Source organism: Microlunatus soli (genome assembly GCF_900105385.1).
Classification (GTDB): Bacteria; Actinomycetota; Actinomycetes; order Propionibacteriales; family Propionibacteriaceae; genus Microlunatus; species Microlunatus soli.
On the sequence record NZ_LT629772.1, the window covers coordinates 1,714,416 to 1,728,752 of the forward strand.

The following is a 14,337-nucleotide window of genomic DNA, read 5'->3' on the forward strand; positions in this document are numbered from 1 at the left end:
GGACCTCGTCGGAAGCTCAGACGTCCGCAGCAGCCCGACCTCCGCTGAGCGCGTCCGCCGGCGTTGACGATCCAGTGATCCCCCGCTGATCAGTCCACAGCCAGTTCCTCCGGTAGCCGTCCTCGTCCGTCGGCGACCGGGATCGCGGCCAGCAGCCGTTTGGTGTAGGCGTCCGCCGGCTCGCGCCAGACCTGCTCGGTCGGTCCGAGCTCGACGATCCGGCCGGCGCGCATCACCGCCACGCGATCGGCGATCAACCGGACCACGGCGAGGTCGTGGCTGATGAACAGCATCGACGCGCCGGCGGCCAGGGCGACCTCTCGCATCAGGCTGGCGATCCTCGCCTGGAGGGAGGCGTCCAGCGAGGCGATCGGCTCGTCGCCGATCAGCAGTGTCGGTCCGGCGGCCATCGCCCGCGCAATCGCGATCCGTTGCCGTTGCCCGCCGGAGAACTCATGCGGGAACCGGGCACCGGCATCGGCCGGCAGCTCGACCTGGTCGAGCAACTCGGCCACCGACGGCGCCGCACCGGGATTGATCCGTCGACCGTCCTGGAGTTGATCACGCACCCTGCGGCGCGGATTGAGTGAGGCGTACGGATTCTGGAACACCATCTGGATCCGCCTCAGCTCGGCTGCCCGGGTCCGCAGACCGAGCCTGCCGATCGGCCGATCGTCATAGCGCACCCGGCCGGCGGACAGCGGCACCAGACCGCAGATCGCCTTGGCCAGTGTCGATTTGCCGCAGCCCGACTCACCGACCAGACCGACGACCTCACCGGCCGCCACCTGCAGATCGACGCCGTCGACGGCAAGCAGTCGCTGACCGCCGGGCAATCGATAACTGACACCGACGTCATCCAACTGCAGCGTGCTCACGACGTCCCCTCCTCGGCAGCGATCCGGTCCGGCAATGCGTCGATCAAGGAACGGGTGTACGGGTGCTGCGGGTCGTTGATCACCTGGTAGCGCGAGCCGTGCTCCACGACGCTGCCGGACCGCAACACCGTGATCGTGTCGGCCAGTGCCGACATCACACCAAGATCATGAGTGATCAACACGATGCCGATCCCCCGGTCGTCACAGAGCCGACGCAGCAGCCGCAGGATGCCGGCCTGGACGGTGACGTCGAGCGCGGTCGTCGGTTCGTCGGCGATCAACAGCTCCGGCTCGCAGGCCAGCGCCGACGCGATCGCGATCCGCTGCAGCTGTCCGCCGGAGAACTGATGCGGGTAACGTCGCAACGCAGCCCCCGGGTCGGGGACCCGGACCTCACCCAACAGATCGGTCGCGCGCTGCAGTGCGTCGGTTCGCCGGATCCGCAGATGGTGTCGTAGATGGTCGGTGAGCTGCGCGCCGATGCTGATCATCGGATGCAACGCAGTGGACGGATCCTGCGACACCATCGCGATATGACGTCCGCGCAGCCTGTTCCGCTGCTTGTCGGCCAGCCCGATCAGTTCGCTGTCGCCGAATCGGATGCTGCCGCCGAGCACCGCGCCCGCCGGCTGCAGTCCCATGATCGTCATCCCGGTCATCGTCTTGCCCGATCCGGATTCGCCGGCCAGCCCGCTGACCTGCCCCGGCGCCGCGGTGAAGTCGACACCGTCCAGGACGGTCGCCGATCCGATCCGCAGCTCGAGTCCGCTGATCACCAGACCCCCGGTCGACGCATCCGGACCAGCGCTGTTCGGGCCGCTCATATCGACTGCCCCCGTACCGATTCCTGCGTCCGCGGGTCGAGCGAGTCACGCAGAGCATCTCCGACGAAGTTGAACGCGATCACCACCGTGAAGATCGCCATCCCGGAGAAGACCGCGATCCACCAGTAGCTGAACTGGCCGACCCCCTCCGACACCAGAGCACCCCACTCCGGACTCGGCGGCACGGTGCCCAGCCCGAGGAACGAAAGCCCCGAGATGGTCAGGATCGCCGAGCCGAAGTCCATGGTGGCCAGCACCAGCAGCGGCGTGATCACGTTGGGCAGGATGTCCCGCAGCAACGAAGCCCAGATGCTGCGGCCGAGCAACCTGCCGGCCACCACATAGTCGCTCTCCCGGGCGCCGAGCACCAGCGACCGCGTGACCCGGGCGTAGCTCGGCCAGGACACCAACAACATGGCCAGGATCGCGTTCTGGATCCCGGGCCCGAGAGCGGCGGTGATCACCATCGCCAGGATGATCGTCGGGAAGGCGAACACCAGGTCGGTGATCCGCATCAGCACCTCGTCGATCACCCGACCGAAGTAGCCGGCGATGGCGCCGACGGTGATCCCGACGACGGCCGATGCGACCACGACGATCAACGCCACCGGAAGCGTGATCCGGGACCCGGCGATGATCCGGGACAACAGATCCCGTCCGAGGCTGTCGGTCCCCAGCAGATGATCACCGCTCGGCGGCCGCAGCCGGTCGGCCACCTGGGCCAAGGGATCGTACGGCTGGATCAGCGGCGCGAAGACCGCGATCAGCGCCCACAGCACGATGATCACGACGCCGATGACCGACAGCGGCTGCCGCCACGTCGACGGGAGATTGATCATGGTCCGACGGCGTCGGACCGGCAGCGTTCCGGTCGTCCCCGGCTCCCCGGTGTTCTGGCTCATCCGACACGCACCCGAGGATCGATCAGACCGTAGAGCAGGTCGACGACGAAGTTGACGCCGACGAACACCGCCCCCACGACGACACCGACACCCATCACGGCCTGCAGGTCCAGGGTCGTCGACGCCTTGTAGGCGTACTGTCCCAGGCCTCCCCAGGAGAAGACCGTCTCGGTCAGCACGGCCCCGGACAGCACGCCGCCGAAGGAGATCCCGACGATGGTCAGGATCGGCACCAGGGCACCGCGGAGGATGTAGCGACCGGTCACGGCGTGGGCAGGCAAGCCCTTGGCGCGCGCTGTCGTCACGTAGTCGTTGCCCAACACGTCCAGCACCGACGACCGGGTGAACCGGGCCAGGTAGCCGAGGTTGTAGATCACCAACACCAGCGACGGCAACACCAGGTGCTGGACGGCGTTGATGAAGACGTGGGACTGTCCGGCGATCAGGGCGTCCACGGTGTAGAAGCCGGTCACCTGCGGCGGCGGCACCAGCGCCGGGTCCAGCCGCCCCGACCCAGGGAACAGATTGAGCTTGTAGAACAGCAGGAAGTAGATCACCAGCGCCATCCAGAAGGTCGGTGTCGACACCCCGATCAGGCTGACCACCCGGATCAGTTGATCAACCGGCGACCGCTGGTGCAGCGCCGCATGGAGGCCGAGCAGGATCCCCAACAGCGCAGCGATGATCACCGCGACGACGGCCAGCTCGACCGTCGCCGGGAAGACCGTCGCCAGGTCGGCAGCAACCGGCTGATGGGTCTGTGTCGACCGGCCGAGATCGCCGTGCAGCAGATGGGACAGGTAGACGCCGTACTGCACCCACACCGGACGATCCAGGCCGTACTCGTGGTTGAACTGTGCCACCACCGCCGGATCGGACGCTGCCCGGTCGCCGAGGGCCGCCTGCGCCGGATTCGACGGCACCAGATTGGTGAACACGAAGGTCACCAGCGTGACACCCCAGAGCAGGACGACGCTGACCACCAGGCGGACCAGGATGTAGCGGACCAACGGATAACGGGCGAAGAAGCCACGCTGTCCTTCGATCTTCGGTCCGGCCGACTCCAGTGCCGTCGCCGGTGTTGCGGAGGCCGTCATCAGGTGATGTTGCGGTAGAGGATTCCGGTCGCGGGGTTGTCCACGACGTTCTTCAACGTCGGCGCCGCGACGGTCACCGCCGGCGGCTGGTAGAGCGGGATCCACGGCCCGCTCCGGTTGAACTCCCGCTGAAGCTCCTGGTATGCGGCCGCTCGATCGTCGTTGTCGGTGATCGCGGCAGCCTTCTTGGCCAGTGCCGCCGCTGCCTTGCCGCGGGCCGGTGTCCAGGCTGCTCGGACGGCAACACTCTGCCCCGGCGCAAACACCAAGTAGTCGGCCGGGTCCGGATAATCCGCACCCCAGTAGGCGATTCCGGCCTGTTGCTTGCCGCTGCGGAACCGATCCAGCGAGGTCGCCGACGGTTGCGGCGCCAGCTTGAGGTTGATGCCGACCTTCTTCACCTGTGCCTGAACGGTCTGTGCGACCTCGTCCAGGCTGTAGCCGACGTCGTTGGAGTACAACACCGTGATCGGCTCACCGTTGTACGGCGACGCCGCCAGTTCCCGCTTGGCCTCCGCCGCGTCGTAGCTGTTCGCCTCGTCGGACTCCAAGGCACCGAGGAACGAGACCGGCACCAGACCGCCGGGCTGGACCGAACCGACTCCGGCGACCTTGAGCACCTCCTGATAGTCCACTGCATGCCGCATCGCGTTGACGAAGTGCACATCGGAAACCGCCTTGCCGTACTTCGGGTCGGCGTTGAACCAGAGGAAGATCGTCGTCGTGCTGGTCCCCTTGATCAACTGTGCCTTGGAGGTGTCCAGGCTGGCGATCTCGTCCGGGGCGATGCCGGTGGCGATCTGTGCGGTGCCGCCGAGCAGGTTGACCTTCTGCGAGTCGGCGGTGACGTTCTCCATCACGATCCGGCCGTAGACCGGTTTGTCACCGGCGTAGTGCGGATTCGGCTTCAGGGTGATCTTGGACTGGGCGTTGTAGGACTCCACCATGTAGGCACCGGAGCCCTGGGACTTCTCGTTCAGGAACTGCTCGGCCTTGTCGTCGGTCCCGGTGGTCCCACCGTTCTGCTTGACGACCTTGGAGTTGACGATGCTCAGCGACGCATTCGGCAGGATGTACGGCAACTGCGGATTCGGTGCCTCACTGGTCAGCTTGACGGTGCTGTCGTCGACCTTCTCCACCGTCACCCCGTCCAACATGAATGAGGGATTGCCCTTGATCCCCTGCACCCGCTGATAGGAGAACACGATGTCGTCGGCGGTGACTTCGGTGCCGTCGGAGAAGGTGTGCTTGCCTTCGATCTTGAGGGTGACGATCTTGTTGTCCGAGGAGATCTGGTAGCTGCAGATGTCCGGTTGGACCTTCTTCACATCGGTGCCGGTGAAGGTCAGCGCCTGCTGGTAGATCTGCTGGTCCAGCGTCGATCCGGTCGGTTCGAACTGCCGCGCCGGGTCGATCGTCTTGACGTCGAACTGATCATCGACCACCAGCGCCTTGGCGCCGCCCGAACCGCCGCCGGAGCCACCGGAGACCCCGCTGTCGCTGTTGCATCCGGTGACCGCACCGCCGACGGCCAGCGCCGCCAACCCACCGAGCACGGTACGACGTTTCACTCCCATGAGAAACTCCTCGGTTCGTGTTGCCCTGCGCGACCGACGGTCGTGGCCGAACCTATGACAGCCACCCGGTCCGTGTCAGGAATTGTCCGCGTTTCTTACACAGTGGTAACACCTGACACGCCCGAACGGGCGGATCGATACGCGGCTGCGCTGATGAGGGAAGCACTGAGTTGTTCAGGCGTTGCGAGGACCCGCGATGCGCGGCCGCTCGCCAGGCGCACGAGTGCAGGCGGGCCGGGGCCCGTCAAACGAGTGCAACGCAGCGAGCGGGCGTGCAGCGTGGGCCGCAGTAGCCCGAACAGGTCGGTGCTTCCCTAAGCTCGTCCCATGGCCCGCATGATCAGCATCGACCGGCACCGGTTGCCGCGCTGGCTGGACAACTTCGGTTCCCGGCACGGCAGCGTGACGGCAACGGCGGAGCAGGGAGCGGTGCTGTTCCAGGCTGTCGACGGCGCCGAAGCACGGGTCCGGGTGCCCTTCGGACCGCTCGCGCCGGACATCGGCGATCCGACGGCGCGACTGCTTGATCATGTTGCCGCCGACCGGCTGATCGGCGCCGTCCTGGTCCGACGCGGCGGTTTCGCAGTCGGCGTCTTCGACGGCGATTCCTTGAGCAGCTCCAAGACCGGGTCCGGCTACGTCCAGGGCAGGACGAAGGCCGGGGGATGGTCGCAGCAGCGCTACGCCCGACGTCGCAGCAACCAGGCCCAGCAGCTGTATGGCAAGGCCTCGGCGGTGGTCGAGTCGATCTTGCTGCCGGTGGTCGATGATCTTGTCGCCGTCGTCGGGGGCGGTGACCGCGCAGGCGTCGTGGCCGCCTTGGAGCCGAGCGTGCTCGCCCCGGTACGGCAGCTGCTGCTGCCGACGATCCATCCGACCGACGATCCTCGACGCCGGGTTCTCGAGGACTTTCCGGCTCGCTTCCTCGCAGTCGAGATCGAGCTGAACGACCTGGCGTGATCGGCTGCCGTACCGAACCGGGCCATTCACTGCGGCGGTTGCGGTGGGGTCAGCCCTACCCCGGATCGGCCGGGCACCATCACTGACTCGGCGGCCCCGTCTCCATAGCGTCGAGGGTGACTCCTTCGACCTGCGGGTCGCCGATCCGGAAGGCCCCGATGTTGCCCACAGCCACAAGCATTGCTCAGCAGAACGGCGTCGATCCCCGCCGCTGGCATCGACCTCTGATGATCATGGTCACTGCGATGGCCGCGTTGGCCGTCGTCGCCGCCGGCGGGCTGATCGTCGACGGTCGGCAGATCCTCGGTGAGTCCGTCTGGCTGAAGCCGTTCAAGTTTGCCGTCTCGTTCGTGCTGTACGGGGCAACGCTGGCCTGGTTGCTGAGCCGCCTCGACCCCCTGCGCAGGATCGCCGGTCGGATCGGGTGGTGGTGTGGCACCGCGTTCGCGGTCACCGGCATCATCGACGTCGCGTTCGTCGCGATCCAGGCGGCCCGCGGAACCTTCAGCCACTTCAACTCCGACCCTGAACGCTTCAACCGGATCGGGCAGCAGGTTTTCCAATGGGGCGTGATCGGCCTCTTCCTCGCCAACCTGGTGCTGGTGATCGTCCTGCTCATCCAGCGTGCGGGGTCGAGAGCGATCAACACGGCGATGATCTTCGGCCTACCACTGGCAGCGGCCGGGATGGTGGTGGCGTTCGCCCTGGCCGGCGGCGGTCATCGCTACCAGGTCACCGACGCCTACGGTCATCCGGTCGAGCTCGGCGCAGCCCACACCGTCGGTGCGGCACCGGGAGGGCCCGGGCTGCCGTTGGTCGGCTGGAGCACGACCGCCGGCGACCTGCGGGTGCCGCACTTCTTCGGCATGCACGTGATCCATCTGTTGCTCGCGCTGGTGTTGGTGCTGGTGATCGCGTCGTCCCGGTATCCCTGGCTGCGGCCGGAACGGATCCGCACGGTGCTGATCACGGTCGCCGGGATCTGGTGCACCGGCATCTTCCTGCTGCTCGCCGCGCAGGCAGCGATCGGGCAGTCGGTGATCATGATCGATCCGAGGATCACCGGTGCCGGCTGTGCGCTGACCGCGCTGTCGGCGGTCGCCGTCGGGCTCGCCGTCGTCCACGCCCGACGGACGGCGGCGGCGCCGCGGCCGCCGGAGACCTCGGCGGCCGGCACGATCGAGTCGGTCCGGGCAACCGTCGATTCCTGATCTCGGTCACGGCGGACGGTCGGGGACGGCACACTCGTCGGCTTCCCGGCAGCCCGTCCCCGGCAACTCAGGCCCTCATCAGCGTCCCCCGGCAGCCGACCATCGGTGCCCTCCTAGGCTGGGGCGGTCATGAATCACACCCCTGCCTCCTCGGATGCCGACACCGCCGACCATTCCGGATCGGTCTGGTTGCTGCCGGGGATGCGATCACTCGCCGTGGTGTCGCTCCTGGGCTTCGGCGGCTTCGATTCGTTGATCTCGGTGGTCCCGCTCTGGGTGGTCCGCGGCGGCGCGAACGAGACCGGCGCCGGCCTGGTCACCACCGTGATGCTGCTCGCGACCGTGCTCACCCAGACCTTCGTCCCCCGAATGCTGGGCCGATTCGGTCTGTCGGTGGTGCTGTCTGCCGGGCTGATCACGCTGGGCCTGCCGGCGGTCGGCTTCGGGCTGTCGTCCGACCTGGCCTGGGTGTTGCTGCTCTCGGCCGTTCGCGGATTCGGCTTCGGGATCCTGACCGTCACCGGCAGCGCGGTGGTCGGCGATCTTGCTCCGCCGAGCCGGCACGGGGCGGCGATCGGTGCGTACGGTCTGGCGATCGCCCTGCCCAACTTGATCTTCCTGCCGTTCAGTGTCGTTGCGGCGGAGACGTTCGGCTTCGGGTGGGTGTTCGCGGCGGGCGCGATGCCGCTGGTCGGCGTACCCGCCGCGATGCTGCTCGGCCGCGCAGTGCACCGACACAACCGACACGCGCACGAATCGTCACCCGAACAGCGAGCCGGCCGCCGGACCGCACTGCTGCGGCTGTGGCCGCCGGCCGCGATCCTGTTGTCGGTCACCTTGGCCGGCGGCGCGGTGATGACCTTCCTGCCACAGCTGACCAACGACCTGACAACGAGCCGGGCGGGCATCTGGTCGGCTGCCGGACTGTTGGCGTTCACCGCCACCGGGGCCTTCACCCGCTGGTGGATCGGCCATCTCGCCGATCGTCGCGGCGCCGGCCGGATGATGATCCCGTTGCTCTTCCTGGGTGCCCTCGGGATGGGCCTGCTCGCCGCATCGTTGATCGTCTCCGGGGTCGCGTTGATGATCATCGGCGTCGCCCTGGCCGGTTGCGCCTACGGCGCCCTGCAGAACCTGACCCTGCTGTCGGCTTTCCAACAGGTCCGCGCATCCCAGTACGGCACAGCGAGCGCGGTCTGGAACATCGGTTTCGACTCGGGTACCGCGATCGGCGCGATGCTGTTGGGCGTCGTCGCAACCTCCGCGAGCTTCGCCGCCGGCGTGATCGTCCTCGGCGCACTGATGCTGATCGCTGTCCCGTTGGCGTGGCGGCTCGCCACCCGCTGAGCAGGAGCGCGGCGAGCGAGCCCGTTACCGATGACGCCGACGCAATGCCAGAGTGCCGGCTCCGGCCAGGATCGCCAGCGCTCCGGCGAAGACGATGATCAGCGAGACGCCACCGGTGCTGGCCAGACCGCCGTCCGGACCTGCGGGCCCGGACGGCCCGGTGGACGGCGCGGCACCGGTCGGTGTCTGATCCGGGGTGCTCGGGACGTCGGACGGTACGGGGCTGCCGGAGACCGACGGAGTCGGTGCTGCGCTGCTCGGACGCGTGCTCGACGGGGGCGCAGAGCTGGGCGGAATCGAGCTCGGCGGAATCGAACTCGGCGGAATCGAACTCGGCGGGGCCGTCTCCTCAGCCGTCACAGCGAAGCTGATGTCGGTGACATCGCCGTCGGTCAGGTCAACCGGCTGGGTCGCGTACTCGTCGTCGATGGTGAACCCGTCCGGCGGCGTCACGGTGAGCTGGTAGCCGTCCTGGGGCGGCAGGCTCTCGAAGCCGAAGTCACCATCCTTGTTCGTGGTCGTGGTGATCTCCTCGCCCTTCGGCGGGTCGAGAGTCAGCACCGCACCCGGTACCGGGTCGTGGTCGGCATCGACCACGCTGCCGGCGATGTCGTTCAGGACCGGGGTCGCGACGACGAAGTCGACGTCGTCGACCGAGGTCTGATCCTCGGTGATCGTCGCCCGCTGGGTGTCCTCCCCCACCACCTCGGTGCCGTCCGGCGGAACCACCGTCACGTCGTAGTCGCCGGCCGGCATCTCATCGAAGGTGTAGTCGCCGTCGCTGTCGGTGTGGGTGACATAGGACTCTCCGGCGGCGTCGGTCGCGGTGACCTCGACAGCCGCGGCCGGTCCGTCGGCCGTCTGGTCGGTGATCGTCCCGGAGATCGAACCACTGACCGGCGACGGCACCGGGTCGAGCGTGAAGTCCTGATCGGTGATCGGCTCCTCGGTATCGGCCGGGACGTCGATGGTCAGGCTGTCGTCGGTCGGCTGATAGCCGTCGGGCTGATCGGTGACGGCCAGTTGGTAGTCGTCGCCGACCGGCACGTTGTCGAAGACATAGCCGCCGTCCTCGTCGGTGACCGCGGTGTCGACGGTGTCCCCGTTGCTGTCGGTGAGAGTGACCGTGGTTCCCGGGATCGGATCGCCACTCTCGGTGTCGGCGACGGTGCCGCTGACCTGGACCGGTTCGATGGCGCGCAGCGCGAAGTCCACGTCGATCCGGTCACCGGAACCGAGATCGACGGTCTGGATCAGCGGGTCGTCGGAGGTCAGACCGCTCGGCCGATCCAGCTCGACCTGATAGCCGTCGTACGAGGCGAGTTCGCCGAAGCTGTAACTGCCGTCGTCTTCGGTGGTGGTGTTCGCGACCTCGTTCCCGTCCGGGTCGACCAGCCGCAGGCCGATGCCGCCCTGCTCACCTGCCGGCGCGGTCACGGTGCCGCTCAGCTCGTAGGACCTGGCGGCGAACCAGGTCTGGTAGACCGGGCTGCCGGATCGCTGTTCGTAGGTGAAGGTCAGCGAGGACAGGGCGACCGTCGGCTCGAACCAGGCGGCCGCGCCGGCGGTGTCGGCGGCGGCATCGTTCCCGTTCAGCACGCCGGTCTTCTCGTCCCAGCTCGGCAGATCGCTGCCGTCGTTCCCCGGCCCCGAGCAACTCGGCTTCGGGGTCGTGCCCGCCGCGCAGTAGTTGAAGACGCTCCGGAACCCGAGGTCCGCCGGAGCCACCGGGTGGCCGTCGGTATCGGTCGCGGTGATGATCACTCGGTCGGCGTCGACGTCACCGAGCACGAAGGTCCAGCCGGATGTCGGCGTCGGCCGCTCGAAGGTGTACGTCGTCACCGACGGCGGAGCGCTGCTCAACCCGTTCGGTCGCAGATTGAGGTAGGGCTGATTCCTGCTGGATCCGTACGCATCTCCGGGTGGTGTCGTCGGGGCAAGGAAACTGCTGGCGCCCGATTGTGGCCCGACACCGCTGCCACCGACCGAGGTGGTCGTGACCGCGGCCGCCGGAAAATATGCCGGGCTCTGCCTCATGGTCGTGGTGTAGTCCCTGGACGCACCCTGCAGCGGGCCGAAGGAGGCCCAACTCGTCTCGGCAGCCGCGGCCGGCAGCCACCCCGCAGACATGATCATCAACGATGCGGCGACGACAACGGCCAGGAAACGGACGACTGGGCGCACGAGACGGACTCCTCGGATCACCGGCCACGTCAAGGGAGAGGTCGGCAGGGCCGATGCGGTCCGGATGGAGATGAGCGTAGAGCAGCTTGTGCTCGGTGACCAGACTTCTGTCGACCCGCCGTTGGCGATGGTCCCGTGCTGATCGGCTCCGAGGTCGAGGCCGATGTGCCCCGGTCACTGCACCGGGGTCCTCGGTTGCCGCTGCTGGATCAGGGTGCCAGCCGGGTGATCGACCAGGCCTGACCGCCGCGCCGATAGAGCAGCCGATCATGCATCCGGCTCGGCCGGCCCTGCCAGAATTCGATGGTCTCCGGCACGATCCGGTAGCCGCCCCAGTGCTCCGGCCGCGGGACGTCCCGTGCGTCGAAGCGTCGTTCTGCCGCGGCGTAGGAATCCTGCAATTCGGTCGGCGACCCGACCACCGACGACTGCGCCGAGGCCCAGGCGCCCAGCTGCGAACCGCGCGGCCGGGTCGCGAAGTAGGCGTCGGACTCGGCCGCCGAGACGCGTTCGGCGATTCCCTCGATCCGGACCTGCCGCTGCAGCGGATACCAGCCGAACAGCATCGCGGTCCGCGGGTTGCCGGCCAGTTCGGTGCCCTTGCGGGAGTCGTAGTTGGTGTAGATCACGAAGCCGCCCTCGCTGACGTCCTTGAGCAGCACCGTCCGTGAGCTCGGACGTCCGTCGGCATCGACGGTGGACACCACGACCGCCGTCGGCTCGGGCAGCACACCACGTTCCTTGGCGGCGAACGCGTCCGCCATCCAACGGTCGAACAGTGCGTACGGCTCCTTCGGTGCGTTCTCCTCCAGCAGCTGGTCACTGCGGTAGTCGATCCGCTCCGCCGCCAGGTCGTGATGGGCGTCGTTCATGGCCCCAGTCTGTCCTACCCGTCGCAGCGCGCCCGCGACGCCCGCTCTCCGACGCCCGCCCGCTCCCGCCGACCGGCCGCTCCCGCCGACCGGCCGCTCCCTCCGACCGTCCGCCGCCACGTTTCCGCACCCCTTCCGTCTTCCCGCACCGCGTGCACAGGGTGCGGGAAGACGGAGCGGGGTGCGGGAAGTACGCGAAGGCCCTGGGAGCTCCGTCCTTCGCGGCGACAGCGGCCCGGCTGGAGGGTGGACAGCGCGGAAGTGCGCCGCGGCGTTCTGAAAGAATTGCCGCCGTGACCGATCTCGTCATTCCTGCCGACCTGCTCCCCTCCGACGGCCGTTTCGGATCCGGGCCCTCGAAGATCCGGCCCGAGGTCGTCGCGGATCTCACCGCGGCCGGCCGATCGCCGTTGGGCACCTCTCATCGGCAGACACCGGTGAAGGATCTGGTCGGCCGGATCCGCGGCGGCCTGGCCGAACTGTTCACCCTGCCTGAGGGGTACCAGGTGGTGCTCGGCAACGGTGGCTCGACGACGTTCTGGGATATCGCGGTCAGCTCGCTGATCCGGCAGCGCAGTGCGCACGGTAGCTTCGGGGAGTTCTCGGCGAAGTTCGCCGCGGCGGCCGCTGCGGCGCCGTACCTGGACGAGCCGATCCTGACTACCGCGGCGATGGGATCGGTCGCGTTGCCGACCGACAGCGCCGGCGTCGATCTGTACGCCTGGGCCCACAACGAGACCTCGACCGGGGCGATCGCACCGGTGCATCGGATCGGCACCGCCGGCGATGCGCTGACCGTCATCGACGGCACCTCCGCGGCCGGCGGCGTCGAGGTCGACGTCTCCCAGACCGACGTCTACTACTTCGCCCCGCAGAAGAATTTCGGCGCCGACGGTGGGCTCTGGATCGCCCTCTGCTCCCCCGCCGCCCTCGACCGGGTCGCCGAGATCGCCGGCTCCGATCGGTGGATCCCACCGACGCTGAGCCTGGCAACCGCGGTCAGCAATTCGGCCAAGAACCAGACCTACAACACCCCGGCCGTCGCCACTCTGCTGATGCTGGCCAACCAGATCGACTGGCTGAATTCCTCCGGCGGGCTGGGCTTTGCCGCCGGTCGGACGGCGGAATCCTCGCGCCGGCTCTACTCCTGGGCCGAGGCGACCGACGGCGTGACGCCGTTCGTGTCCGATCCACAGCTGCGGTCACCGGTGATCGGCACCATCGACTTCGACGGCTCGATCGACGCCGGCTGGCTGGCTGCCACGCTGCGGAAGAACGGTGTCGTCGACACCGAGCCGTACCGCAGCCTGGGCCGCAACCAACTGCGGATCGGGATGTTCGCCGCGGTCGACCCCGACGACATCAGTGCCCTCTGCGGCTGCCTGGACTACTTGTTGGCGCGAGCCCGACCGCGGAGCAGGTAGACCGCACCGCCGGCGACGATCGCGACCGCGGCGGCGATCAGCACCGCCGTCGTGGTTCCGCCGCGCGCGCCGCCCGAGGTCGGGTCTGTGTCCTCCGCTGCGCCGTCGGCTGCCGGGGTCTGACGGGCACTCGGCGACGGGGACGGCTCCGCACTCTCCGGCGGCGAGGCACCGGCAGACGGTGCATCACCCATCCGGTCCGGCAGATCCATCCGGTAGACGGCCGAGTCCTTGCCTTCGCTGCCGACCAGCAGACCATCGCCGTCCAGTTCCTGGCTCAGCGACTCGCCCTGTGGCTGGAACGGGGTCGCGGCCTTCGCGACCACCCGGTAGTCGTCCTCGGGGTCGATGATCTTGACGTCGACGTAGCTGCGCAGCGCGATCCGGCCGTCGTCGAGGACCTGGCCGTCGGTGACGTAGCCGGGAGCGTCGGCGACCCGGGTCAGCGTATTGACCTCGCTGCGGGACGGGTCCTCGGGAGCCTGGTAGATGGCGCCCTTCTTTCCCTTGGTGACAAGGGAAATCCGGCCGTCGCCGTCGATCAGCAGGGTCTCGGCGTCGTGCGGCCCGTCGGGGTAGGCGAAGTCGTAGGCGTGATACAGCACCGTGCTGTCGTTGGGTTCGGTGTCGAACAGCGCATAGACCGTGACGAACTCGCGGGACGACTCGTTGTCACCGATGTCGGCCACGTACAGGCTGCCGTCGTGATAGCCCACCGCCTCGACATCGGTCGGCTGAGCCCGGAAGCTGACCGTTCCCTGCAGCTCACCGGACTCGTTCAACGCGAACACTCTGCCGGTGTCCCCGGAATCGTTCACCGTCCAGTACAGGCCACGGTCCGGATCTCGGGTGAGACCACTGGACTCGGCGATCGCCTCATCAGTGATCTTGAAGGCCACCTTCGGCTTCGCCTGTGCCGGTGTGCCCGCCCAGGCCAGGGTGAGCAGCATCGTCAGTACGGCGACCAGCACCACGCGGGGACCACCGGACCAGGCAGCGGCTCGACCTCTCGGTCGGGTGCGCGTCTCAGCTCCGCCCATGCCTGTGTGATCCCCTCATCG

General features: G+C 68.1%; 12 protein-coding genes. 4 read left to right on the top strand and 8 right to left on the bottom strand.

Going from position 1 to position 14,337, the window contains the following annotated elements:
• Positions 1–89 precede the first annotated feature (89 nt).
• The 5 genes from BLU38_RS08020 to BLU38_RS08040 are packed head-to-tail and all read right to left on the bottom strand — an operon-like array spanning position 90 to position 5,278.
• Positions 90–878, bottom strand: a complete 789-nt coding sequence (locus BLU38_RS08020) for an ABC transporter ATP-binding protein (RefSeq protein WP_091522657.1) — start codon at positions 876–878, stop codon at positions 90–92.
• On the bottom strand, positions 875–1,702 hold the full coding sequence (locus BLU38_RS08025; protein WP_091522662.1) for an ABC transporter ATP-binding protein: 828 nt from the start codon (positions 1,700–1,702) through the stop codon (positions 875–877). The genes BLU38_RS08020 and BLU38_RS08025 overlap by 4 nt, the downstream gene beginning before the upstream one ends.
• A complete protein-coding gene (locus BLU38_RS08030; RefSeq protein ID WP_197680038.1) occupies positions 1,699–2,604 on the bottom strand; it encodes an ABC transporter permease in 906 nt (301 codons plus the stop codon). Before BLU38_RS08030 ends, BLU38_RS08025 begins: the two co-directional genes overlap by 4 nt.
• A complete protein-coding gene (locus BLU38_RS08035) occupies positions 2,601–3,701 on the bottom strand; it encodes an ABC transporter permease (RefSeq protein ID WP_091522666.1) in 1,101 nt (366 codons plus the stop codon). Before BLU38_RS08035 ends, BLU38_RS08030 begins: the two co-directional genes overlap by 4 nt.
• The gene (locus BLU38_RS08040; RefSeq protein WP_091522669.1) at positions 3,701–5,278 is read right to left on the bottom strand and encodes an ABC transporter substrate-binding protein; all 1,578 of its coding nucleotides are present in this window, start codon (positions 5,276–5,278) and stop codon (positions 3,701–3,703) included. The genes BLU38_RS08035 and BLU38_RS08040 overlap by 1 nt, the downstream gene beginning before the upstream one ends.
• A 327-nt stretch (positions 5,279–5,605) precedes the next feature.
• Here BLU38_RS08040 and BLU38_RS08045 point away from each other — a divergent pair, with 327 nt between their 5' ends.
• The 3 genes from BLU38_RS08045 (at position 5,606) to BLU38_RS08055 (ending at position 8,796) form a co-directional block, all read left to right on the top strand.
• Positions 5,606–6,238, top strand: coding sequence for an acVLRF1 family peptidyl-tRNA hydrolase (locus BLU38_RS08045; RefSeq protein WP_091522673.1), 633 nt, complete (start codon positions 5,606–5,608; stop codon positions 6,236–6,238).
• 227 nt (positions 6,239–6,465) lie between these two features.
• Positions 6,466–7,449 carry a hypothetical protein gene (locus tag BLU38_RS08050; RefSeq protein WP_091522676.1) on the top strand — a complete coding sequence of 328 codons (984 nt, stop codon included), beginning with the start codon at positions 6,466–6,468 and terminating at the stop codon, positions 7,447–7,449.
• Positions 7,450–7,578: 129 nt separating this feature from the next.
• Positions 7,579–8,796 (top strand): MFS transporter, encoded by a 1,218-nt coding sequence (locus BLU38_RS08055; RefSeq protein ID WP_091522678.1) that lies wholly within the window; start codon positions 7,579–7,581, stop codon positions 8,794–8,796.
• A 24-nt stretch (positions 8,797–8,820) separates the two neighbouring features.
• On the opposite strand, the gene BLU38_RS08060 is transcribed toward BLU38_RS08055, so the two are convergent.
• Together BLU38_RS08060 and pdxH are read right to left on the bottom strand one after the other, a co-directional pair.
• Entirely contained in the window at positions 8,821–10,980 is a 2,160-nt protein-coding gene (locus tag BLU38_RS08060; protein ID WP_157683292.1) for an MSCRAMM family protein, read from the bottom strand.
• Positions 10,981–11,189: 209 nt separating this feature from the next.
• Entirely contained in the window at positions 11,190–11,852 is a 663-nt protein-coding gene (pdxH, locus tag BLU38_RS08065; RefSeq protein ID WP_091522685.1) for a pyridoxamine 5'-phosphate oxidase, read from the bottom strand.
• 293 nt (positions 11,853–12,145) lie between these two features.
• Between pdxH and serC the strand changes: the two genes are divergently transcribed.
• A complete protein-coding gene (gene serC / locus BLU38_RS08070) occupies positions 12,146–13,276 on the top strand; it encodes a phosphoserine transaminase (protein WP_091522688.1) in 1,131 nt (376 codons plus the stop codon).
• Here the strand turns inward: serC and BLU38_RS08075 are convergent.
• Positions 13,240–14,316: an SdiA-regulated/phytase-like domain-containing protein gene (locus BLU38_RS08075; protein WP_157683293.1), complete on the bottom strand. Its 1,077-nt coding sequence runs from the start codon at positions 14,314–14,316 to the stop codon at positions 13,240–13,242. The two genes, serC and BLU38_RS08075, sit on opposite strands and share 37 nt — an antisense overlap.
• Between the last annotated feature and the right edge of the window lie 21 nt (positions 14,317–14,337).

What these genes read in the sequence shown, in the direction of transcription:
- pdxH (WP_091522685.1), bottom strand. Translation starts at nt 11,852, where the DNA reads ATGAACGACGCCCATCACGACCTGGCGGCGGAGCGGATCGACTACCGC.
- BLU38_RS08050 (WP_091522676.1), top strand. Translation starts at nt 6,466, where the DNA reads ATGATCATGGTCACTGCGATGGCCGCGTTGGCCGTCGTCGCCGCCGGC.
- BLU38_RS08030 (WP_197680038.1), bottom strand. Translation starts at nt 2,604, where the DNA reads ATGAGCCAGAACACCGGGGAGCCGGGGACGACCGGAACGCTGCCGGTC.
- BLU38_RS08035 (WP_091522666.1), bottom strand. Translation starts at nt 3,701, where the DNA reads ATGACGGCCTCCGCAACACCGGCGACGGCACTGGAGTCGGCCGGACCG.
- BLU38_RS08045 (WP_091522673.1), top strand. Translation starts at nt 5,606, where the DNA reads ATGGCCCGCATGATCAGCATCGACCGGCACCGGTTGCCGCGCTGGCTG.
- BLU38_RS08040 (WP_091522669.1), bottom strand. Translation starts at nt 5,278, where the DNA reads ATGGGAGTGAAACGTCGTACCGTGCTCGGTGGGTTGGCGGCGCTGGCC.
- BLU38_RS08055 (WP_091522678.1), top strand. Translation starts at nt 7,579, where the DNA reads ATGAATCACACCCCTGCCTCCTCGGATGCCGACACCGCCGACCATTCC.
- BLU38_RS08025 (WP_091522662.1), bottom strand. Translation starts at nt 1,702, where the DNA reads ATGAGCGGCCCGAACAGCGCTGGTCCGGATGCGTCGACCGGGGGTCTG.
- BLU38_RS08075 (WP_157683293.1), bottom strand. Translation starts at nt 14,316, where the DNA reads ATGGGCGGAGCTGAGACGCGCACCCGACCGAGAGGTCGAGCCGCTGCC.